At 58.9% G+C, this 25,183-nt stretch carries 9 protein-coding genes and 1 tRNA gene (1 of these 10 cut by a window edge); 7 read left to right on the forward strand and 3 right to left on the reverse strand.

What is annotated here, in order from left to right:
* Together NXS98_RS06050 and NXS98_RS06055 are read right to left on the reverse strand one after the other, a co-directional pair.
* Positions 1–16,715: the 5' portion of a CARDB domain-containing protein gene (locus tag NXS98_RS06050; RefSeq protein WP_283847576.1), read on the reverse strand. It extends 13,303 nt beyond the left edge of the window; 16,715 of the gene's 30,018 nt are visible here — the first part of the coding sequence; it begins with the start codon at positions 16,713–16,715; its stop codon lies beyond the left edge, outside the window.
* Positions 16,716–16,977: 262 nt separating this feature from the next.
* Positions 16,978–17,053: transfer RNA gene (locus tag NXS98_RS06055), tRNA-Ile, on the reverse strand.
* Positions 17,054–17,134: 81 nt separating this feature from the next.
* Here NXS98_RS06055 and NXS98_RS06060 point away from each other — a divergent pair.
* A complete protein-coding gene (locus NXS98_RS06060; protein WP_283847578.1) occupies positions 17,135–18,283 on the forward strand; it encodes a tyrosine-type recombinase/integrase in 1,149 nt (382 codons plus the stop codon).
* A gap of 25 nt (positions 18,284–18,308) precedes the next feature.
* On the opposite strand, the gene NXS98_RS06065 is transcribed toward NXS98_RS06060, so the two are convergent.
* Positions 18,309–19,427, reverse strand: a complete 1,119-nt coding sequence (locus NXS98_RS06065) for a helix-turn-helix domain-containing protein (RefSeq protein ID WP_283847579.1) — start codon at positions 19,425–19,427, stop codon at positions 18,309–18,311.
* Between the two features lie 468 nt (positions 19,428–19,895).
* On the opposite strand from NXS98_RS06065, the gene NXS98_RS06070 reads away from it, so the two are divergent.
* The 6 genes from NXS98_RS06070 (at position 19,896) to NXS98_RS06095 (ending at position 25,045) form a co-directional block, all read left to right on the forward strand.
* A complete protein-coding gene (locus tag NXS98_RS06070; protein WP_283847580.1) occupies positions 19,896–20,105 on the forward strand; it encodes a helix-turn-helix domain-containing protein in 210 nt (69 codons plus the stop codon).
* Complete coding sequence (locus NXS98_RS06075; RefSeq protein WP_283847581.1) at positions 20,098–20,811, forward strand: hypothetical protein; 714 nt, start codon at positions 20,098–20,100, stop codon at positions 20,809–20,811. Before NXS98_RS06070 ends, NXS98_RS06075 begins: the two co-directional genes overlap by 8 nt.
* Before the next feature lie 249 nt (positions 20,812–21,060).
* Entirely contained in the window at positions 21,061–21,447 is a 387-nt protein-coding gene (locus tag NXS98_RS06080) for a hypothetical protein (protein ID WP_283847582.1), read from the forward strand.
* 75 nt (positions 21,448–21,522) lie between these two features.
* Positions 21,523–21,963: a hypothetical protein gene (locus NXS98_RS06085; protein WP_283847583.1), complete on the forward strand. Its 441-nt coding sequence runs from the start codon at positions 21,523–21,525 to the stop codon at positions 21,961–21,963.
* Positions 21,964–22,073: 110 nt separating this feature from the next.
* On the forward strand, positions 22,074–22,991 hold the full coding sequence (locus NXS98_RS06090) for an AAA family ATPase (protein ID WP_283847584.1): 918 nt from the start codon (positions 22,074–22,076) through the stop codon (positions 22,989–22,991).
* Between the two features lie 1,148 nt (positions 22,992–24,139).
* Positions 24,140–25,045, forward strand: a complete 906-nt coding sequence (locus NXS98_RS06095; RefSeq protein ID WP_283847585.1) for a hypothetical protein — start codon at positions 24,140–24,142, stop codon at positions 25,043–25,045.
* Positions 25,046–25,183 lie beyond the last annotated feature (138 nt).

The following is a 25,183-nucleotide window of genomic DNA, read 5'->3' on the forward strand; positions in this document are numbered from 1 at the left end:
GTGGCGAACCGCGCCGGGCGGGTGACGGATTGGCCGGCGGGAATTTGTTGCAGCGCCTGGAGGAACAGCGGATTAGTGCTGGGCGTGGAGACAGGCGCGGCCAGCGGCAAGGTGACGGTTGCGCCCAGCGAGGCCGCGGTGGGCAGATTGCCGAGGTTGACGCCAGGATTGTAGGCTGGCACCACCTGTCCACCGGGCGGTTCTTCAACGTTGCCCGCGTTATCAGCCGCCAGAACAATGAATTGCGCCGTTGCACCGGCCGGAGTGATGTAGAGAAATTCGCGCTGGGTCGTCCGCCGCTGCCAGGCCTCCCATGCGCCGCCGTCGAGCGAGACGTAAACCGTGTAATCTTTGACCCCGGAGCCGCCTGCGTCATCTCGGGCGCCAAAGTTCAGCCGGTAGGATCGCCGGTCCTGCGTGTCCACGCCCAAATCCGTCACGGTCAGGCTGGTGACTGGCGCACGCACATCCAGCGTAGCGGTGTGGGTGTTGGTATCCAGCGGCGTGCCATTGTCAAAAACCACCCGCGCAGCCGCTGTCAGAGTCACGCCGGTTTCGTGGACAATCCCCTGGGTGTAGGACGGCCAATCCTTGATCAAGTAACTGACCACGCCGCGCTGGCTGCCGTCCACATCCGGTTTGAGCAATCCCACAGAAGGATCCGTCGGCGGCAGGCCGGTCAAGGGGTCCAAAGCCACGATGTTCCAGAAGGCGATGCGGCTCACCACATCCACCCCGGCGGTCACGCGCACCACGAAGCCCAGCTCTTTGGTGAAATCGAAGTCGCCGCTGAAACTGCCGCGCTCCGAGGGAATGTGAATCTGAATGTCGCCCAGGAGAATGTCCCCCAATTGGAAGCTGCGCACATCCAAATCCTCGTCCAACTGCTGCCGGATTTGTATCTGCTTGATGGTTTGGGTGCTATCGGAAGCGTTGCGGAAAGTGATTTGATACGGCAGGTAGGTGGCCGTCGGGACAAAGTTATCCGCGCCATAACCCGTCGGCCCCACCATCCGGACCAAGTCTGACACCGTGCCCGTGCCGCCAAAGAACGAGCCAAGATTGGGGGTTTGGATGGCCGGGCCACCGCCTTCATCGAAGATGCCACCGTGTACCCAGAACGTTTCAAAATGGGTTTCGTGCGTCAGCCCCAAGTCAAATTGCTGGCGCGACGGCAACACATTCGGGTCGCTGGCCTGCGTGGCATCGTGGCCGTACCATTTGCGCACCAGGTTGAAAAACTCCACCAGATTGCCGGCCTGGAGGAGACGCCCTTGCGTGTCCACCCCGAGCAGGCCGGCAGTAATGACGCTCATCAAGCTGGAGGTAGCCGGCAACAGATTGACCGACGGCGGGGTGTCCTCTGGCCGCAGTTGGCCGGCGTCGCGCAATCCAGCAAGGTACAATGCCGTCCATTGATTGGCATCTGCGGCAGCCATCACCAAGGCTTGCGGCGCGTTCGGGTCCGCCAAAATTGCCTGCCGGTAACGTTCAGCCACCGCCGTTTGGTAAGTGATGTACTCCGCGCTGGTCATGGGTGTGGCCGCCGCCGCAATCCAGAACTTGAAGGTGAAATCGTTGTACAAATCCAGCGGGTCTTCCTTCAGCTCCTTCAAGGCCTTGGGATTCACCTTGAGCACGTCGCGCATTTCGGGCCGCACGTCGGCGGTGAAGGTCAACGCCATGAAACCTCGATTCACGAAATCAAAAGTGAAACCGCTGGCCAGCAGTTGGCCGTTGAGGTTCAAAATGGAATCCAGGCTCGCCCACGGAACGCCCGCCACGTTGGGAGCGCCGGTCAAATTGGTGCGGAAGATGAGTGGATCACCAACGGGGTAGTTGGGGTCGCCCATCTCGCTTCTCACCCACTCGGGCCAACTGATATAGCCGCCCGCGCCATCCACCACGCGGGGCATGCCGATTTCGAAGTGAACATAGGGGGCATCCACATTCGTAAGGCTGTAAACGCCAAAGCCGTACCACCCCACCTGCCCGAATTCGATTTCATGCGGCCCGCCCATGCCCACGGTCAGCGACAAGGGCTGGGCCGTTTCCACCAAATACCGGTAGGGCATCATCGCCACCTGCCCGCCGGGATTGATGACGACGACGTCGTACAAACCATGCGGAGCGTTGCGCAAATCAAAAACGCCCACGATGCGGGTGGCATCCACCACCCGGTAGTTGACCGGTTCAAATTCGCCAAACTGCGGCCGCACCAGTTTGAGGATGGCGTTCTCGGCAAAGCGCGCCCCGCGCACTTCCAGCGTGACGTAACGGCTGTCGCCGCCAGTGTCCGGCGTGACGCTGCGGATGCCAAACGGCAACAGCCGCGCGGAAACGGTCACCTCCGTGGGTCCGGCGGCGCTGGCGCAACGCACCAGGATATAATATTTGCCGGCCTTGGTGAGCGGCACCCGGGCCGTCTGGTCACTCCACAAATGACCTTCAAAGGCGGCATCGTGGCGGATGCTGTTGGGGAGGCCCTCGTAAAGCACATACAATTCATTGGCCGCGGACTTGTCTGCCGCCACCAGGTTGACCTCCAAAGTTTCCCCATACGGCGCCTCGATTTCGAATAACAGCTCCTGGCCGGCGGCAACCGTGCCGATGGCCGGCATCCCAAATTGCAGCCGTGGCACGGTTACGGCCATGGCATCGCTGCTGGCGCGGCGGTTGTTCGCGTTATTTTGCGCCTCGTAGATGTCGTCAAAGATGTCCGTGCGCACAATGACGCGATACTGCCCCGGCAGCACCGCCGGCAGCAGGGCGGTCAGGGTACCGGTGTAAGTCTGCCCCGGCGCCAGGTCACGGTAGATGGGCCGGAACTGGCCGGGCTGACCAGGCACCGGTTCCAGTTCCACCCGCCCAATCAGCTTATCGCCCAAATCCCAAACGGCGTCGTCCGAAAGATAAAGCGCATCCGCCCAGTAACCCTTGGCGCGCTCATTGTTGGTCGTCGCGTTGCGCACGGTGTAGGTAATGGTGACCGGCTGGCTGGCGGCGCCGGTGGCGGGGATGGTGACTTCGTCCACCACCAGATCCGTGGGCGGTGCCAGATCAATGATCATGGGGATGGCGCTGGCGCTGCTGTTATTGGCCTCATTGGCCCCCTCATACACGATGCCATAGGGTCTTGAGCCGCCGGTGACATCGGTCAGGACCATGACGTAATAGGGGCCCAGCAAACCACGTGGCACGAAGAAAGTGGTGGTTACGGTGTACGTGCCGTTAACGTTCAGCACACCGGTATGTTCCATGCTGCCCAGGAAATGGTCACTGCGCACATCCAGGAATTTGTCGCGTGACAAATAAACATTATCGGTCCACGTGCCCTGGCGGTCGGGCACCGCGCCGTTGCCCAGGTTGGTGACCGTGTAAGTGACGGTGAATTGCCGGCCGGTGATGGCGTGCCCCGCCTCGGCATCCGGCCCGCCATTGAAGTTCACTTGAGTGACTTGCAAATCCGGCAGGTTGACGAGCGTCACCTGAACCGGCGTGGCGGTGATGTTGTTGGCCTCCAGGTGGAATTCCTTGACATTGGCCATCAGGTTCCATTCGGTGGCAGGCAATGGCCCCTCAATTCGGGTGGCGCCGGTGGCGGTGGGATATGGCAGGGCGCGGGAGAGATTACGGTCCGGACCATAGGGCGAGTCCACATAAACCAAAATATAAAATTGGCCCTGGATGTCATCGGGCAATCGCACCGTGGTGTTGACCGTGTAAGTCGCGCCTGGTTCGAGCACTTCCCGGCGGCGGAATTCGCCAATCAATAGATCGTAGCGGTCCAAAGAAGCATCGGTGGAGATATATACCCGGTCCGTCCAGAAATCCACACGGGTGGCCCGGGTGCCGGCGTTTTCCACGGTCCACCGGATGTCAATGGTCTGTCCAGAATTCGCCGCAGACGGAATAACCAGGGAGCCGGGCAAGACCCGGAGGTCAGGCTCCCGGAAGGTCACGGTCGTCTGGGCGGAGGCCACATTGTTCCGCTTGTTGTCAGGCGGCCCTTCCCAAACGCGATCCTGAATGAAGGACGGCCAATCTGGGAATTGCAAGTCCGTCGCCATCAGGGCGTCTATCGGCACGGCACCCCACAGGTAGTCCGGAGATTCCTTGTGGGGATCCCGGTCGCTGAACACATAAATGAACTGCCGTCCGCTAACGCCCGGCGGCAGGGTAAAGGTGTGGGTCACCGTGTAGCTCTCGCCGGGCTGCAAAAGACCGGTGGCGGTCTGCGTGTGCACCACACTGCCCAACGCGGTGGCGCGGTTGAAGATGAACGAGGCGTCCGGGCTAAGATATACATAATCCAGCCAGCGCTCCGTGCCCCGATATACCGGCGCACTGCCCACATTGGTCACCGTCCATTGAATGGTCAGGTCCTCACCGGAAAAGGCGCTGGCCGGCACGGTGACCCGGGTCACCGCCAAATCGGCCCAACTACCCAGCACCGCACAGGCTGCCGGGCGCGTGTTATTATTCGTGAACGGCCCTTCCCACACTTTTTCCACCTTCTTGTCCCCCCAGAGGATGTACTTGATGTCATTTAGTGTCAGGGCGTCCAGGCGGGCATTGATTTCCGCAGGACTCATGTTGTTCACATCGCCGATGCGCTCATTGATGCGCGCGCTCAGCTCGGCCATTTCTCGCAACAGCAGCACTTCCTCGGTCAGGATTTTCCTCGGTTCAACGTTGGTCTCCACAATAATATAGGCGGCATCCAGGCCGGGCGGCAGGGTGAACGTGGCCGTCTGGGTGTAACTCTGGCCGCGGTCCAGCCGGCCCTCATGCAACAAGCCAAACGCCAGCCATTGCTCGCCCTGGTTGTCATGCAGCACGGGGTCCGTGGAGAGGTAAATGGCATCCGCCCAGCGGTCGAGGTCCGTGGCGTTGGCGCCGTTATTCTTGACCGTCCACGTGACCGTGACGCGCTCGCCCCGCGCGGCCGTGGGCGGCGTGCGAACTTCCACCACCTCCAAATCCGCTGGCGGCGTGTAAATCGCGGTCATCGGTCCAGTAGCTGCTGTCTTGAAGTTGTTGTTGTCCAGCGCCGTGGGATCGTCCGGGTTGAGGTTGACATCAAAGGTCAGTTCATAAACTGCATTCGACGAGTCGGTGTAAACCATCAACTCATAGACCCCGCTGAAATGCTCGGGCAATCTGCCGGTAATCGTGCCGACGTAGCTTTGGCCCACCTGCAACGCGCCTGTGTGCCAGGCGGTGCCAATCAGAATGTCCTCCGCGCCGCCCGGACGGCGTTTGTCATTGGTAAGCCATAACGCATCCATCCACGCCGCCGGGTAGGTTACCCCGGCGCCGCGGTTGGTTACCCGGTAGGTCACGGTGATGGTGGTGCCGTCAAATGCCTCGGTGGGCCCCGCCACGTCGGACACCACCAAATCCGGCGGCGGCACCGGGGTCACATCCACAAACACCGGGCGCGCCAACACATTGTTACCCTCGTTCGGGAATTCATCCACCGCCCCGCCGGCATCCACCGCCACCAGGATGTACATTGGCCCGCCGACCGCCGCCGGCAGGCGATAGGCCCCAGAGCTGCGGTATTGCTCGGCCGGCCCGAGGGCGGAGCCGTTTTGCACCCATGCCAGCAGCCAGTCGCCGCCATCCCAAGTGTTGTTGAGCGAAAGGTAAACGCCATCAAACCACCGGCTGCCGCCGGTAGGCGTGGCCACAGTGCCGAGGTTGCTGACCACCCACTCCACATCAATCACCGCCCCCGCGGTGACGGTTTCGGGCACAGTCAGGGTGGTCACCTGCAAGTCTGGCCGGGGGCGCAACTGCACGGTGAGCGGTTCCAGATAGTCCGCGTTGTTGTTTTCATTGGTCTCCAGGACTTCATTGCGCGCATCGGCATGAACAAAAACCTGATAGACGCCTGAAATATGCTGCGGCAGGCGGAAGTTCTCCGTGCGGGTATAACTGCGGCCTGCGCCCAGCCCTTGCGTGAGGGTGAAGCGCCCGATTTCTATCCGCTGCGCCAGATTGCCGTTGGGCGCGATATAAATGACATCCGTCCACGTGCCCAGGGCGTCGTCCACCTGGTTGTTGCGCACCGTCCACGTCACGTCAATGGCCGCGCCATCGGGCACGGGCAGCGTGGGCACCACCACATTAATGACTTCCAAATCCACTGAAGGCGGCGGGACGTAGGTTACGTTGATGGCCGCCGATACTGCGTTGTTCGCCGCGCCACCGTAAATGAATTCATAGACACTGTTGTTATGGTTGGCGCGCAGGACGAGGTAATAAGTACCCGAGGCGTCTGCCGGCAGGGTCACCTCAGCCGTGCGGGTATAACTGGCGCCCACCGCCAAGTGTCCCACGCGACTGAAGCTCCGCAGGCTGATGAGCGGCCCGCTGCCGTCTGGATTGCGCGCCAGCCAGACCTGGTCATTCCACTCCGGCACACTGGTCTGACCGATGCTGTTGCCACCGTCGGCAGGGCCGGCGTTGATGACCGTCCAAGTAATCGTGACCGTGTCGCCATTGTTCAGCGGTCCGCCGGAGGTATCCGCGACGCTGACGTTGACGCTGGTCACACGCAGGTCGGCATACGGCCGCGGCACGATGTCCACCACGTGTCCTGGACTGGCGCTGTTGGGGCCGGTGTTGGTGTGTTCATAAACGGCATCGGTGGCATCCGTCACCACAAACAGGGTGAAACGGCCATCGGTGGCCGGTGGGAGGGTCATGATTTGCGTGCGCGTGTACGAAGTCCCCGCCGGCATGAGGCCCACATGCGTGAACTCGCCAATCACCAAATCGTCCTGGTCTCCCAAAACGGTGTTGCGCGACAGCACCACGCGGTCCACCCAGGTATCCACCGGCCCCACCTGGCTGCTGACGTTGGTCACGGTCCAGGTGACGCTTAAGTCCGCCGGATCGCCCACCACCAGCGGTTGGGTCAACACGCCGCTGACGGCCAAATCCGTGAATGGGGCGAGGGTCACCGCCACGGTGTTGCTGGCTCGGTTGTTGTTGGTTTCGTAGACCGGGCCTTCGGCAACCAACCCGGTGGCGTCGGTCTGCACCATCAGGTAGAAAGTGCCGCTGATGCCGTTGGGCAGGCTCACCGGCAGGCTGGCATTGTAGCTGGCGCCGGCCGCCAACGCCCCCACGCGCTCCCGGCTGCCCAGCAGCATGTCCTCGCCCGAGAGGGTGGCGTCCGGGCTCAAGTAAATGCGCTCCACCCACTGGCCGCCGGTCACGCCAGTGCCGGAGTTACGGGTGGTCCAGTTCACTGTGATCTGCGTGCCGGATTGGGCTGCCGCCACCGTGAAGACGGCAGTGACCTCCAAATCTGGATGCAGCAACGTCACCGCCGCTGAGACGCCCTGGTTGTTATTCTCGCCGCCACGCTCAAACACCTGCCCCGCAGCGTCGGTGACCACCAGCCACTGATAGGTTCCGTCGGCCAGCAACGGCACAGTCACCGTGCGCTCAAGGGTGTACACCGCGCCCGGCGCGAGGTCATTGGGCCGCGCAAACTCGCCCAGGTAAGCCGCACCCTGCACCTGGCCATTGCTCGAAAGATACAAGCGGTCCACCCAGGCACGGCTTGTGGCGGCCGCGCCGTCGTTGCGCACCGTCCAAGTCACCGTTGCCGGCTGGCCCACCACCGCCGCGGTCGCGCTGGTAACGGAAGTCACCACCAAATCCGGCACCGGCGCCAGCGTGACGGCCAGCGGTCCCAGGCTGCGCGTGGTGTTGTTGTTCTCCGCGCCCGGCTCATTCAGCCAGTTGCCGGCATCGGTCAGCACAAAGAGCCAGTAACTCCCCGCGGTCAAATCCTCGGGCAAGCTCAGCGTCACTTGCTGTCCATAATTGGCCCCGCTGGCGAGGACGCCATTCCGCTCAAAGGTTCCCAACAACCAGTCGTTGCCGAAGGTATCGTCCGCTGACAGGAAAACCTGGTCCTGCCAGCGCGAGGCAGTGGTGGCCGCCGTTCCCTGGTTGACCACGCGCCAGCTCACGTTAATGGCCGCGCCGGTCAGGGCGGTTTCCGGCCCCACCACCGTTTCCACCACCAAATCGGCCGGCGGCGTGGCATAGACAATGGTCAAGGCCGCGTCGTGGCGGTTATTGTTCTCGTTCACCTCCGGCTGCTCATTCCAAACATCCAGGCGAATGACCAGAGTGTATTCACCCTCGATTCCCCACGGGAGTTGCACGCTGACACTGCGCTGCACCGAAGCATCGGCGGCCAGCGGGGCGCTCTGGGTCACGTGCCCCACCAGAATGTCGTCAAAGTTGCCCAGGAATGCGTCCTTGGTCAGCACCACCCGTTCGCTCCATGTACGGTCAGCGGGTGCACTCCCCGGATTGGAGGTGGCCCATTCCACCGTGAGGGTGTTGCCGTTGGCAAACACCTGCGGATTGGCATTATTCGAGCGGATAACCACATTGCTCAAAGCCAGGTCGGGCGCGCTCAAGGTCACGGCCTGCACCAGGAGGTTGTCGTTTTCGTTGCTCTCCGGCTGATTCTGGTAATGGTCCACCACCAACAGCAGGTGCCGGCTGCCCGTCAAGCCGCCGGGAATTTGCACCGTTCGAGTATCGGGCAGCGTCGCTCCACCCTCCAGCACGTCGGTCCGGCTGAAGGTGCCCAGGATTAAATCATCTCCACTGGGTGTGGCATCGGTGGAAAGCAGCACCACCGTCACCCACCCCGTGGTGGCCCGGCCCGTGCCGGCATTCTGCACCGTCCAGGTCAAAGTGGCGGCCTTGCCGGACTCCAGCGCCGTTGGCAGCGTCGTGCCTGCGGCAAACGTCAGGTTGGGCGCGCGCACTTCCACCGGCACCACCCGCGAGTTGTTGCTGTTATTGCTTTCCAATTGAGTGTTGCCGGTGTCGGTGTGGAAAATCAGGAATCGCGCCCCCGTACCCAGGGCGGCGGGGATGGCGCCCACATTGCCTGCGCTTAAATTCACTTCGTAAGCGGCCCCCGGATTGAGCGCCGTGCCGCTGCCGCGCCAGGCGGATGCCAGAATTGTGTCTCCCGCGTCCAGCACGTTGTCCGTCGAGAGATAGACTGCATCCCACCACGAGGACATCGCCTGCCCTGAGCCGGTGTTGGTCACAGTCCAACTCAGGGCAATGCGCTCACCCCATGCCACCACCGCCGATGCGTTGGCCGCGCTCACCACGAGGTCCGCCGCGTTGAAGCTGGTCGTGCTTGAGTGCACTCGCACGTTGTTATTTTCATTGGACTCCGCCTGTTCCTGCCGTGCGTCGGTGACGAAGATAAACCGCACCTCGCCGGTCAGTCCGCTGGGCATGGTGACCTCGCGGGTGACCTCATAATTTGCCCCGGCCGCCAGGGCGGCGTTGCCCGCCCAATGCTCCAACACCAGCAAATCCGCGGCCGGGTCCAAGGTGGCATCGGCGGAGAGATAGACGCGGTCCACCCAAGCCCCTGTGGCCGCCCCTGATCCCTGGTTGGCGACAGTCCACGAGATCGTCACCCGCTGTCCCCAACTGGCCGTGGCGGGAGTCGTGGAAGCCGTCACCACCAAATCCGGGTCAGTGACGGTGATGGGCCTTATGACGATATTGTTGGTCGTCTCCTCCGCCTCCACCTGCTGATTATCCGCGTCCACCCGAATGATGAGGAATTTGCTGCCCACCGCATTCATCGGGAGGCGCACCTGGGCGCTCAAGGAGTAATTGGCCCCGCCCGCCAGCGGCGTTTGCGCCGCCACGGTCACCGCCCCCAGCAGCAAATCATCCGTGCTCCATTGGTTGTCGTTCGAGAGATAAACGCGGTCCACCCAGTCCGCAAAGGCGGTGGAGTTGGACTGGTTGGTGACTGTCCATGCCACCTCAATCCACTGCCCCACGGCCGCCGTAGCGGGAGAGGTGGCGCCTGTCAGCCGCAGGTCCGGCGGGGGCAAAATAGTGATGGGAATCGCGAAATAGTTGTTGGTTTCATCCGTCTCGCCCTGCTGCTGCTGCACATCCACCACCACAATCAAATATTGATGCAGAGCGGAGGCGGACGCCGGCAGGGTGGCCTGTTCAGTGCGCGTATAGCTGCCGTTGACGGCCACGGGCGACTGGCTGGCCATGTCGTAGGAGGTCACCAGCAAATCGTCCCCCGTTAATCGGTTGTCGTTGGAAAGGTACAGGCCGTCGCGCCACGTCGCGCTGGCCACACCCGGCCCGGCGTTGGTAACCGTCCAGCTCACGGTGATGGTCTGCTGCGCGGCCGCCTGGGCCGGCCCCTGGCCGTTGGTCACGCGCAAGTCCGGCGCTTCCACGCGGATGGCCGCGGAGGCCCGGGTATTATTGGTTTCGTTGCTTTCGCCCTGCTGTCCGGTGTCATCCACGCGAAGGATGAGGTAATAGTTCCCCACCGGCAGCGCCGGCAGCGCCACCTGCGCCTGAGCCGTGTAAGTGCTCCCCGCCGCCAGCGGTGTCAGTGCCGCCATGTCGCGCTGCGCCAGCCGCGTGTCGCTGGTGTCCCACTCAGCATCCGTGCTCAGGTAAATCCCATCCCACCAATCCGCCGGCGCAGCCACCTGACCCGTGTTGACCACCGTCCAACTCACGGTAATGGTCTGGTTGGGCGAGGCGCTGGCCGGCACGGTCACCGCGGTCACGGTCAAATCGGGCACGCTGATGGTTACCGGCTCGCTGGCGTGCGCATTGTTGTTTTCGTTGGACTCGCCCTGCGTGGCGGTGGCATCGGTCACCAGGATGAAATAATACGTTCCCGCCGCCACTCCGGGCAGCCGGACGGTGCGAATGGCGCTGTAATTGGCCCCCGCCGCCAGCGGCACCCGCTCGGCGGCGCTCCACTGCTCGATGAGCACATCGGTGCCGGCTTGGAAGACCGCGTCGGTTGAGAGATAGAGGGCATCTTGCCAACCCGCCAGCGCCGGGGCGCCACCGACGTTGGCCACGCGATAAGACAACTGAAATTCCTGCCCGCTGATGAGCGTGGCGGGCACCGTGGCACGCTCTGCTGCCAGATCCGGCGCCACCAGGGTGATAGCCGCCACCGCCACGTTGTTATTTTCATTCGTCTCACCCTGGTTCCGCGATCCATCCACCACCACCAGCAAATAAAAGGTACCGCTGGTCGTGGCCGGCAAGGTCACATTACGGCTCAAGGTGTAGTTCTGGCCAGCCGCCAGCGGCGACTGGTCGCCTGTCCATACCGATAACAGGCGGGTGTCGGAGGCATCCAACTGGTTATTGGCGCTGAAATATATATAGTCGTACCAGTCGGCCCGCGCCGCCTCATTCGCGCTAGTGACCGTCCAACTTACTTCAACGGTCTGCCCCAAGGCCGCCGTGGCTGGCGCGTTCAGGTTGCCCACCGTCAAATCCGGCGCGGCAATTTCAATTGCCACCGCGGTTACATTGTTGCTCTCATTCGTCTCGCCCTGGTGCCGCCCGCCGTCAGCAACCAACAACAAATACTTGCCCGGCCCGATTAGGGTGGTTTCCGGCAGGAACACCGAGCCGGTGCGGGCCGCTTTCTGTCCGGCGGCCAGGGTGGATGCCTGCCAGAAGGAGCCAAGCAGCACATCGGCTTCGTCCAGCGTGGCGTTGGACGAAAGGTAAACCTGGTCATACCAGGAAACCTGCGTCGGGTATGCGCCCATGTTTTGTACCGTCCAGCTTAGACTTATCGTGTCGCCCAAAACCGCCCGCGCTGGCGTCACAGGAGCGTCTGCACCCGTGGCGGGGATGACCAAATCCGGCGCATTCAACACGATGGCCACCGCTGCTGTGTTGTTGGCTTCATTGGTCTCGCCCTGATAATTGTAATAATCAGTCACCACCAACAGGTATTTGGCCCCGGCGGCGTTGCCCGGCAGGGTGACGTTAACGTTCACCGTGTAGGCTGCCCCGGTGCCCAAGCCGCCGGTGTTATCCCGGTAATGGGTATATAGCTCCATGTCGCTGGCATCCCATTGATTGTCATTTGATAGGAACACCCGGTCATCCCAATACATGGCATTGGCCGCGCCGCTGCCGGAATTAGTCACGCGCCAGCTCAGCGGGATGGTTTGGCCGCCAGCCGCCGTGGCCGGAGCGGAAAGAATTTGCGGCGCCAAATCTGCCGATTCGATGGCGAGAGGACGGCTGGCTTCGTTGTTGTCTTCGTTGGTCTCCGGCTGGCTGTTATAACCATCCGTCATAAACAGAAGTTGATAAGCCCCGGCCGCCGCTCCGCTGGGCAACTGCATATAAGTGGTGACGGAGTAACCATCGGCCCGTCCGCGCACGCGCGCCGGCGCATAGCCATTCTGAATCACCAGCGTGCCGTGGTTGGCCTGCCCGCTGGCATCCTGCACCACCAGCCCACCGGTCTCCTCAAACCGCCAATATCCCACCAACCCTGCTTCGCCGCTGTTCAACACCGCGTTGCGCTGGGCCGCAATCTGCGCCGCGCTGCGCACACCGCTCCATACCCGTACTTCATCTATGAGTCCGTCAAAGATTTGGTAGCCGTATTGATTGGCGGCCAAGGTCACTGCGACATCCTGATTGGTAAAATCAATCTGGCTGGACACAAAAGGCTCGGCCACGGCGCTGTGATACAACTTTACGCCATTGGCCGGATCGAATACCGCCGCCAGGTGCTGCCACTGCCCCACCAGAACCGGCAAACCCGTGTCAATTTCCTGAGCGCCATTGCACAACGACCACGTGGGGCCGGTTTGCATCAAGGACCAATAGTTGGTGGAGGTGTCTCTGTTGGTGCTTAACAAAGCCGTGCTCTGATTGTTGGTGTTATAAGGGAACACCCATAATTCAAAGGTCACTCCGCTGCCCGCCGTGCTTTGGTTGAGGTTCAAGTCGGTGCTTATGTATCCCCCATAAGACGACAGCAACATGGCCCCCTGCCCGGTTCGCCAGCCACCCGCCCGGATATCCGCCCATCCCATAAACCTATTAACGGAATTGGCGGAGAGATAAACTATGTCCTGCCATGCGCCCCCGGCTGGCCCGCCGGTGTTGGTCACCGTCCAGCCCACTTCAATTAAACCCTCGGGGGAGCCGCTGGCCGGGCCTTGCGTCTCCGTGACGGCAAGGTCCGGCCCCGGCAAAATGTTCACCGGCACTGCCACCAAGTTATTGGCATGGGTGGTTTCCCCTTGGTAGTTGTAAAAATCCGTGAAGAAAAGCAGGTAATAGCTGCCACTTGTTTTCCGGCTGAATACCAAATTGAAGACCGCCTCATAGGTGGCTCCGGCAGCTATTCCCCCTCCACGCCACAGATTGGCCAGAATGATATCCTGCGCTGACTCGTAGGTGGCATTTTGCGAGAGAATCACAGCGTCATACCAACTTGCCTGCGCCGGATGCGCTCCCAGATTGGTGACTTCCATCCGGAGCTGCAAATTTTGTCCCCACGCCACAGTGCTGGGGGCCACTGTGCGGGTTACCGCCAAATCCGGGGCGACCACCGTCACCGGGCGCACCAGATAATTGTCCGTCAAGTCACTTTCGGGAAACCCATAATAAGTTGATTGATTGACCTTGAGAATGACATAGCCTGCTCCTATGGGCAGTGAAGTGCCGCCCGTGAAAGTTTGAGTAACTTCGTACGAGCCGCCTACAGCCAAGGGCGTCCAATTCTCACTGGAGTAAGAGCCGATAAACTCGTCGTTGCTGTCCCATTGGTCATTGATGGAGAAATAAAGTCCGTCGAACCAATAGTCCCAAATAGGGGCGGTTCCTTCATTAAGGGCAGTCCATCGCACCTCCACCCCCCCGCCCAGTATGATGGTGGAGGGCACCGTTAAAGCCGTTGGCCGCAAGTCGGGCATAATGGCCTGGATGGGGATGGCCACGCCCGCGTTGTTGCTATCATTCACCTCGCGGACCTCTCGGCCACTATCTGTCACCAATATCAAATAATAGGCACCTGTTGCCGACGCGGTAAAAGTAAAGCGCCCTGACCCGGTGTAACTGGCATTGGCACCCAAACCGCCGGTGCGCGCAAATGAACTCAGCAACACATCACCCGCGTCATAAACAGCATCAGTGGACAAATACCAGCCGTCTGACCAGCTCGCGGTGGTAATGGCATCCGAGGTTTGATTGGCCACTGTCCACGTCACTGCCAGGGACTCGCCCAATATCACCTGCAAGGGAGAGGTTGATTGGCGGGTCGGCAGAAAGGTCACCAATCCCATGCCTTGACCGCCGGGATTGGCCACCCAAGTGGTGGTCTCGCTGTCCTGAATGGTGTATTCCCCCGCCGTCAGATTGACATTCAGCCCCTCCACCCGCCACAGGTTTGGGTTGCCCCCATCCTGGGATGCTGCCCATGAGCCAATCACCGCTCCGGCCTGATTGCGCAAGGTCAAAGTGACACTGGATGGAGCGGCGCCTCGATGCAACGTGGTAATACTTTGTAAAGAAACCGGCTCAGCCAGCTTAAATGAAAATGGCTGGTTAGGATTCACGCCATACCAGCTATAAGCCTCCAAACTGCCAGCCTGACGAGGGGCCAGTGCTACATTGGCGGCCGATACCGACAAATCCCCCGACCCTATGGTGGCCGTTGTGCTTAGATTGTTGTTGTTGTTGTCGGTCTCTGCCTGAGCATTATTGGCATCCGTCACCACAAAGACATAAATCAAACCGGAAGGAGCGCCCGCAGGCAGGTTAAAGGTGGCTTCTTTGCTATAGGTGCCGTTGGCCGCCAAAGGCAGGGTAGTGTTCCAGGAAGCGACATAAACTGAGCCGACCCAAATATCACTGGAGACATCCAATAGATTGTCAGCGCTGATATAAACTGCGTCATTCCAAGCACTTGCAGAAGTTGCGCCTGTGCCCTGATTGCGCACGGTATAATTGATGGTGAAAGAATTGCCGCTGATGACGACAGGGGTCACACTCACCAATTGAACCACCAAGTCCGCGGACGCCAGTTGGATGGGGAGGGCATAGACGTTGTTGTTTTCACTAGTCTCCGTCAGTTCATTATAACGATCCGTGACCACCAACAGGTAGCTGCCCGTGGCATCGGTGGGAATATATAGCGTTGTGCTATAAGTGCGGGTTTGGTTGTTGGCCAGGCTTTGCCCCTGAAAATAATTGGTCAGGTACAGGTCCGTATTGGGGTCCCATGTCGCATCGTTGGAAAGATAAAAAGCATCGTTAAACGTGGTGTTGATGTCTCCGCCGCTGTTTCGCAGCGTCCAGGATATTTCAATATTCTGGCCCGGCCCAACAGTGCCCGCCGTGATTTGGGCATTGGTAATTTGGAGGTCAGGCGGGGTGAAGTTGACCTGAAGGGGGATCGCCAGGGAATTATTGGTTTCGTTGGTTTCTGGCTGAGCATCCCAGGAGTCGGTCCGGAAAATGAGAAATTGCCCGCCCCGAGCCGGAAGCGTGATTTGAATCTGCTCACGGCTATATTGCTGTCCCGCTCCCAAAACGTCGCGGTACCGCATCATCTCCCAGGCGCCCTGAACTTGAGTGTCGGAGCTATCATAAACGTTGTCATCGGAGACGTAGATGGCATCCATCCAGTTTTCCTGCCATTCCATGACCCGCGGTAAACCGGCGGCGGCTGTGCCAATATTGCGCACGGTGTACGACACCGTAATGGTCTGACCGGCCTGCGCCGAAGTCAGACCTCCCGCACTGGCCGATACCATGGTCAAATCAGCCTGGGCCGGCCCAAACCGGATCGTGGTGGAGGAGACCACCGTGTTGTTGGTTTTTTCGGTTTCCGGCTGCGTCGTGCCATAGGACATCATGCCTGAGCCATTGACCACCACGATGAGGTAATAGTCAGTGCCCAGTTGCACATTATCCCATGCGCTGATGCCGAAAACCAAGGTGCCATTGCGTGAACCACCCGCCGGAATCGGCGCCAGATTATTGATGGGCAAAGCCCCCAACGCGGTGTCGGGGTTATCTCCCTCCAATTCGAGGGTATTATTTAGCGACAGGTAAACTTGCGCATATATTACCCCTCCCACGCCCGTGGCCTCGTCAGTGCCCAAGTTTTGAACCGTAATAGGTACGTTAACGGGTGAACCCGCAATTCCCGTGGCCGGCGGTGATAAACCCGTGGGATTCAGGTCAATCAACGCTTTGCGCAGTTGAATGGTCTGAGCCAGATGCTGATTGTTAGTTTCGTTGGATTCAACGATGAAATTCTCTGAGTCGGCCACGATGTGCACATAGGCCGTGCCCACGGCCGTGTCCCAGCGATATTCTTCGGGATTAACCCACGTTTGGACGGTGAAGCTGCCCCCTGGCGCCAAGGAACCTCCCGGCAAATCATAGCGTGCTAACTTTTGCCCTAATAGATCGTCCCAATTGTAGTTGGAGGGGTCAAAAGCGGCGGTCTTGGTCAGGTAAACACGGCTTAGAAGGGTGGTTTCTGCAATCGCCGCGTTGCCCTGGTTGGTAATCGTGAATTGCACCGGCACACTATGCACAAAACCATTCGCCGGCACCGTGGCGGAAGTCACTACCAAATCCGGCTGGCCGCCATTGGCATCGGGAGAAACCAGCGGCTCACCCTCGGGCAGAAGGGATGCGGAAATGGCCGCCGACTCGGCAGCTTCCTGGGGAAAAAGCATGACCTCCTCGCTCGCCTGCCAACCGGGATAGTCCGATGCCTGCGTCCACAACCCTGGCTCCGCCGCCCCTGGCAAATCTGCCGACAGGAGAACTCGTGGCTCCAGCAATTCCAAACCCCATCGCATGCTCGTCTGATACTGCCAGCCAACTGCGCCGATCCGGTCATATACGAGCACCAGCCCGCAAAAAACGGCTTCGACGAGACGCTGCGTCTAAGAAACATTCACCTTCGCGGTCCAGGCCAAGGCAAATGAATCATTTCACGGTATGCATGCGTATAATTTTTTACCGAAAAAATCAAGCCAATTCTTGTTTATTTCAAACTACTTTTTGGCGAGCCATGACGCAAGTTGCCTCCTCCCGGCGAGGCATCCATGTCGAAAAAGATGGTGGGCCCAGAGGGATTTGAACCCCCGACCAAGCGATTATGAGTCGCCTGCTCTAACCCCTGAGCTATGGGCCCATCAAATTGATTTACAAGATAATACGACTACAAAAACAGGCTGTTGACAGGCGTTCAATACTCGGTTTCTATACTTCCGGCATGAAACAGCGCAAACGCCAGGTTGAGCCGGATCGCCAGAAGTCAGACTGGCAACCAACTCAACACAGCAACCTGATTCGTTACGTTCCATCCGGCGTATTCTACCTCAGAGCCAGGATCAACGGCAAGCTCCATTGGCAAAGCCTTAAAACCGACGTTCTCAGCGTGGCCAAACTCCGCCTCGCCGACAAGATCAAGGAGAAGCGAGAGGAGACCGGGAGTGATCTTGCGGTGAAGGCGGGCAGGATGACCTTTGCCGATGCTCTCCAAGTTTTCCGGCACAGACTCGATGCTGATCCAGACCTCAAGGAGGGTGCAAAAGTTTATCGCCGGAAAACGATCATCTCCCTTCTGAAATCGTGGCCCAGCTTGGAACAGACCAACGTGAGCAAGATTTCCAAAGACGATTGCCTCGCGTGGGCGAAGCGCTTCGCTGCGGACTACAGCCCGTCGGTTTACAACAACACCGTCGGCACACTTCGCATGGTGCTCGACATTGCCATAGAGAAGGGAGCGCGCTCCGGCAATCCCGCGCAGCACATTTCAAAGCGCAGGATTCAGCAGAAGGCTTTGAGCCTCCCGGAGCCAGAGGAATTTCTCAGGTTTGCGGAAGCCATCACGCAGGCTGGGGCATGGTGCAGTCAGGAGTGCGCCGATCTGGTTCAATTCCTTGCTTACGGGGGGTTCCGCAAAACTGAAGGAGCCAACATTACATGGGCCGATTGCGATTTTGATCGTGGGCAAATTCGCGTGAGAATCACCAAGAATGGTGAGCCTCGAATCGTGCCGATGATTCCGGAGATGAAGACGCTTCTGGAACGCATCAAGGCAGAGCGAACCGAGATTCAACCCGCAGACGCTGTGATGAAGGTCCGGGAGTGTCAAAAAGCCATGGACCGAGCTGCCAAAGTGGTCGGCATACAACGGATCACCCATCACGACCTGCGCCACCTATTTGCCACCCGTTGCATTGAATCCGGTGTAGACATCCCCACCGTCTCGCGCTGGTTGGGCCACAAGGACGGTGGTGCACTGGCAATGAAGGTGTACGGTCATTTGCGCGACCACCACTCCACTGCCATGGCCCAGAAGGTGTCGTTCAGCCTCAAGCCCAAATCTAGATCGAATGCACAATTGGCGACCACCTAGCCCCGCTGGTTCTTTGGCCGGCGCATCAGGGGTTGCGATGGATATCCCAGCCGGCGGTCATCCCCCTCCAGAAGCCGGAAGTGAAGGGAAAGCTGGGTGAGATCATGACCCCGGTGGAGGGGTGGAGGCAAGTCGGGATGGTGGGGTTGGGAGAGGTTGAGGGGAGCCAGTGGATTAGGGCCCCGGCGAGGGCTGGGGCCTTGGCGTTGAGGATTTGGAGTGGGCTTTGCCATTCTTTGCCGCGGTTGGGGCGGACGAGGTTGAAGTACAGCCAGTAGGTGGTGATTTTGGCCCAAAAGTCTTGGGGGCTGGAGAAGGTTTCGCGGTCGAAGAATTCGTCTTCGACCAGGCGGTGGACGGTTTCGACGTCGCTTTGCCAGGTGTAGCGTTTGGGAGGGATGAAGCGGTGGTCGGAGCCGAGGGCGCGGACGGTGGCGGGGAGGCCTTGGTGGTGTTGGTTGACTTGGAATTCACTGCCGTTGTCGGTTTGCCAGACCAGGGTGGTGAGGTTGACGCCGTGGGCGGCGAGGTGGGCGGAGAGTTGTGTGGCCAGGAGGGTGGCGTAGGATTTGGAGAGTTCGTCGGCGTAGCCGGTGAAGCAGGCGCCGGAGACTGGTTCGCGGACGGTGTATTGGAAGCGGGGGAGGTGGAGGCGGTTCATTTGGGGCCAGTAATGGGGAATGTCCTGTAAATACTTGGTATCGGCGGAGAGTTGGGAGAAGAGTGGCCAGTTCCGTTTGAGGGCGCGGAGGAGTTTTTTGGTGGCGGGTTTCTTTTTGCGTGGGCGGAGGAGATGGTGTTGGCGGAGGACGCGGGCGATGGCGTTGTGGCTGCAGGGGAGGGCGGATCTGCGCTGGAGGCGTTCGGCGCCGAAGCCGGTTTGGTGGCGGAGTTTGACGATTTGGCCTTCGAGGCCGGAGGGGATACGGCGGGGGGAGCGTCGTGGGCGGCGGCTGTGTTCTTGGAGGGAGGAGGGCTTGCCGGGCACGTGGCGTCGGAGCCATTTACGGACGGTGTTGCGGGAACAGCCGAACTCGCGGACGGCGGCTTTGATGCCGTGGGTTTTGGCGAAGGCGACGAGTTTTTGTCGCAACCAATGGCGGTGGGTGCGCATACGGTACAATTCAAAGTAGGTGGTGTGCACGCCGGGAGGATAGCAGATGGGGCGCGCCGCTGCTGCACCTCCTCCGGAGGAGGTGCAGCAGCTCATCCTTGCGGCGTGCACTCAACACGTTGATCTTAACCACGGGGGGGTCATGATCTACCCAGTCTTTCCCAAGAAGCCGGAAGTGACCACTTGACACCCCTTTGCTTCGTGGTATTGTCCGCGCCAGTTCGGTTGCTTCCGAAAGCCGCTTCAGGCGAATAGGTAGTCGTAGCAACCGAATCGTCTAGCTGACTGTGTTAGCAGGCTTTTTCCGCGAGATGCCCCGAAAGGCGGCCATGCGGTAGTGACAAACGACGCTCAACACTTCCTCCAAGTGGGAGGCAGTGGGGAGCGGCTTGTCATGGGCATGGCATGAGCCAAGCAGGACCGGGGCCGTCAAAAGCACCCGCCACTCTGCTCCGACGCTGATCGCGTCCCCCTGACGAGATTTCCAGAAAGGGATCTATGCCCCTAGGAAATCGCGATGAACTGCCGACCTTGGTCTATACAGTCCATGAGACGGCAGCGATACTAAAGGTCACCGAAAAAACGATCTACCGCTTGGTGGATCGTGAGTTGCTTAAGGCGTCCAACGCCCTCCGGCACCTGCGGATTACCCGCAAGAGTTTAGAGGAATTCCTCGCCAAAACTTCGGGGGAGGTGGGCCATGAATAATGGTCATGCGCCTCCCGCAGGTGGTTCTGAACACGAAGCTGTCGCTCCAAGTTCACTGCACGAACAGAACGTGTTCAGGTGCGTTGGGGACCAATGGGAATTGGTCTTCAACGGAACGCAGGCGCATTACCGTGGCTCCTTGAAGGGGCTGCGGTATATCCGCCACTTGCTGGCCGAAAGGCCGCTGGTCCCCGTCCCGGCCACGCAACTGCTCCTCCAGGAATCTGGTGAGTTTGATGAGTGCGTCAGTGCCAAGGAACTCAGCAACCCTGGTTGCGCAGAGGGTGGGGTCGAAGGACAAATCGACGGTCTGGTTTACGAGGAAGGTCTCGTGTCCCCGGACTCGGACTTCAGGCAGGTAATCCTTCCAGAACCGGACCGCCGCTGGGTTCAGAATCTCATCGAGAGGCTGCGTGGCGATGCCGAGGCTCGCCGGGCTAATGGGCGTGGGCCGGAGGCACAAGCCCTCCTCGAAGAACTCGCACTGGCAGAGCGGATGGTGCAGCAATGCAGGGTTCGTAACCACGACGCCGTCTTCAACAATCAAGAGGAACGTAACCGGAAAAGCGTGGGCAACGCGATTTCCCGGGCCATCGAGGCGATCAGGGCAGTCCATCCCCGTCTCGCTCAACATCTCAAGGACTCCATCACGGCGAGCTGGGACTGCTGCTATTCACCGGTGATGGCCTTGTCCTGGCAGGTGTAGCAAGCCGCAAGGCCCCTTGTAGCTATTAAACCTATAAGGGGCGGTGCTCCTCGGTGACCTGAAATAAACATGCGAAACCAGCCTGACAACAAGCACGATGACCGTGGCGCTGCAGCGTTGAGCGAATCGGGGCGGTGTGCGCATGAGCTGGCACTTCAGGTCCTCCAGAACAGAAACGCCAGCCGGCTTATCGCCGCCCACCGTGAGTGCGCATCTGGCACTGGGCAGCACAAGTAACATAAGAAAATAATGAAAGCTAAAGCAAAGAAGATTCAGAAAGCAATTCTGGCTGAGGGTAGTTACCTTGCCAAACTCACCTCCACGAAATACCGCATGAACGGCAGCGAGGCCACGAAAGTCAGCCTCTGCTTCAAGATCGACGGCTGCGAAGAGGAAGTCATCAAAGAACTGCCGTTCAGTCTCGATGAAGGCACGCGGCTCCGACAGGACGTCGAAACTCTTTTGGGTCGCCAATTCACGGCCAAAGAAGCAGAGGATGGCTACGAAATCGACAACCTGATCGGCAAGGCTTGTCAAATCGTCGTTGCTCATGAATCGGGTGCCGGTGGAAAGTCCAAGCCTGTTGTGAAGGTGATTATGGCCGCTCCCCAAGCCAGCTTGCCGATCAACGCCTAGACGGAAACCAACCCGCAGCCAGACCAACGGGGTTTGGCTGCGGACTTTCTTTAACAAACTCAAATCCGATCAAATATGGCAAATATCGAAATCAAATACGGTCAAGTGTGGCAGGATTGTCGGAACATTCTGGTTCCGCGCTACGTGCTCGTTACAGACGTTTCCGACAATCAGGTGTCGTACTTCGACTTAAAATCTCGTCGTCGCATGAGCATCCGCAAGACATCGATGAGGCCAGGAACCAGAGGCTACTCTCTCGTGACTGACGAGAAGCTGCTGGCAAAGATGCAAGCTGCTTGCGCCTTCATCCCACCTCTCTCTGTTCAACCGATACAGGCGGCGGGATCTGGCCCGGAATGTCCGTGGCGTAGCTCACTGCCGTTAGTTGAGCGGCAATTGCTTCACTATGTCTTCAAGGGAATGTCAGATAATGAGAGGCTGCAATTCACCCGAGGGATGATGAAATACTACGACGAGAACAAGCCTGATGGCGCTGCAGTGAGAAACGGCAAATAGCCTGCTGGCATACAGGGCTGGAGACTTCGCGTTTCCAGCCCATTTTCTCCATGTCCTCTTCAACCAAACCGGCATCTCTCCCCATCCCACAACCACTTCCACTTACACCAGTGATTGCCAAAGCCACTCCACAATTCCGATGGCCACCAATCGACATCGCCAGGCATCTCCTGGCCAATCCCAATCTCGTAGTCCCTCCGGCCATTGTTCACGGTCTGCTCCACAAAGGAACCAAAGGAGTGTTGGCGAGTTCAAGCAAGGCCGGGAAGACCTGGGTGCTTTTGGATTTGGCAGCCAGCATTGCTACAGGGACGCCTTTTCTCAAGTGGCCCACCACGCAAGGGAAGGTGCTGTTTGTCAACCTTGAGATCCAGCGGGCCTTCATCAAAGAGCGGCTCCGCATCATCCAGGAGCGCAAGAAACTGGACAACCTCGACAATCTGGAAATCTGGACCTTGAGAGGATGGACGATGAACTTCGAGGATGTACAGGAGGAGTTGATTCGACGTGCCAAAGGCGAAGGCTACTCGCTCATTGTTCTGGACCCGGCCTATAAGATGATGATTGGGAAGTCTGAGAACGCGGCGAGTGGGGTTGGTGTTCTCTGTCACAGTCTCGAACAAGTGGCGGTGGACACAGGAGCGCTGGTGATGTTTGCCCATCATTTCACGAAAGGAGGGCAGTCGAACAAATCCCCGATGGACAGGATGAGCGGCAGCGGAGTGTTTGCCAGAGATGCCGACTCGATCATCACCCTCACCGAGCACGCGGAGGAGAACTGCTACTCCGTGGAGATGACCCTGCGCAATCTCCCTCCACAAGCTCCTTTCGTGGTTCAGTGGAAGTTCCCATTGATGGTGGTGCGTGAAGATCTCGATCCAGCAGACCTCAAAGGAGTTGATCGGGGAGAGGGCAATGGGAATCCTGACCATCTCCTCGCAACCCCTCCTGGCATGATTGTCCCTGAAGAGGAGTCGTCAACAACCAACCCATCTCCCGCAGCAACCTCTTCAACAGCTCTCCCATGATGTCCTCTGTGCAGCCGAACCCTGAATACGCCCTTGCTTGATGAACTCGGACCTTCCTCCTCTTCCGCCCACTCATCCTGGGCTCGTGGAAGACCCACCGCGAAGACGTCTCCTAACGCCTCCTCCAGCGGGCACCCAACTGGCTCCTCCAACAAAGCAACGGCGGGTAATCCGATGTGGTTTGGCCGATGAATCCAAGCTGGAAGGCAGGAAAGAGGCAGGTCAAACTCGGTCACCCCACCTGCGCGTATGCCGGTCTGCCCACCCCATACCCGGCAGCAGGATCACATTGCCACCAAACCATGCATCTCAACCGCCAGATCCGCACTCCTGAATGCGTGGCGACGGCCCCGCCTTCGGCCCCAGCGTTTCCACCTGCTCTTTCTGGGCTGACTCCAACCACTTGCCTGGGACGGCGAGCCGAGCAGGGCGAGGCGAAGCAGCCAGGGAAGACCATGAATACATGTGACGCCATTTCGGATAGTTTTCGCCAGGTTTGGTTGAGCCAGCGCAGCGTTAATGAGCCGGAGCGCAGCGACGGCTCATGGGAAAAAGCATTTACCAGAAGTCATTTCCATAAGTATTACCAGAAGTATAATAGATGTGGCCATTTTGATCACGTGATGTGGCCAAATTGATTCTGTGATGTGGCCATTTTGATAGGCCCTTTTGCCAACGTATGAAAAACGTGGACCAAACCCCCGTAAACATTGGGTTTTGTGAAAAGCATGTGGCCAAATCGTGAAAACGTGGACGAGAGCCAATGTTTACAGCCCTTTCGGTCACTTTGGAGTGCATCTGCTTGCCGACTTCTATTCCTTGCAACTCCGCGCAGCCACAACTCTACACGGATACGATATTAAGCAACAAATCAGAACTCCTCTCACGCACCATTTATACAATAACGGGTCAGTGGGAGGCTGGAAAGCGGCGTCCATGCCATTAAGAGCTTGTACAATCTCCCGCACTCTCGTACTATTTAGTATAGAACCGGCGTGACAACCGATTCTTAAAACACAGCGCGAATATGATCACGACACATCAATCTTCAGGAGAGACTGGGCACCTCCGGCCTAGTCAACCGGGCATATTCGCGCCAGGAACACCACCTGCTTGGCCCAGTCTCTCCGCCCCTATTGAGCGCGAATATGAAAATCACGGCACCAATCTATAAGGAGGACACACACCTCCATCTCTTCAACAAGGACATCGCCGCGCAAAACTATGGCGGCTTGAAAAACCGACAATACGACATTGAGGGAGCCATCCTTTTGACTGACCTAGCCCGCAACATTGAAGGCATCAAGAAATACAGGAAGGATGGCAAAGTCGCTGCTCGAGAGATGGATGGGTGGTATTATACCTCCGTTAAGGACCTCGCCAAACGTCATCCCTACATCAAAAAGCGCACTGTCAGGCGCATTTTAGCACGGCTTCGCAAGGAAAAGGTGCTGAAGACGACGAAAACGTTCCACAAGCGCAAGAGTATTCATACATTGTACTATAGTTTTGCCGACAAGGAACTCCACAAGGAAGCATTGGCCACGGAAGACGGCATCTCATTTTGGGTTGAGGACGCAGTGGAATGCGGCATTGAGGCCGCGATTCTTTTGCGGAACCTCACTTATGTGGAAGAGCACTGGATACATGGTGACGCTTGGATACAGTTAAATCCAGTAGAGTTTCTGGACGCGACAGATCTGCCCATGTCCCCGCAGGCTGTACGTCGGGCATTGGTCACACTCGTGAAGAAGGGCAGGCTTGAGCGCCGACGCAACAATAAATACGGTGACAATTACTATCTTTACCGTTTGGTGGATACGCCACACCTAAGAAGACGGGTAGGAACTGACGCCCTGCCCACGGAATGCTACGATCAACCATTCTTCGAAGACAACTTGCCCTCCGAACACTATGAGAAGCTCCCTGCATTAACGGCCCACAGGCATCATAAAGACAAAGAGAATAGAATGCTAAAAGAGTACGCTGACCACGTGGCAAAGGTAAAGAGCCAGCCGAAGAGCACGCCAAGGCAGCGGAAGACAGTCACGTAAAGAGCGACAACCATGCAGCATCCTAAATGCCCCCAGACGATTGATTGGCATGGGAGTCAAGGCAGGGAGAAAACTATGAATAGCCATTTACGTTTTAGTTGTTGTACAGACTCCGCGCATCTGATAGAATCAACATAT

Origin of the sequence: Fontisphaera persica (genome assembly GCF_024832785.1) — a bacterium.
In the GTDB taxonomy this organism is placed as follows: Bacteria; Verrucomicrobiota; Verrucomicrobiia; order Limisphaerales; family Fontisphaeraceae; genus Fontisphaera; species Fontisphaera persica.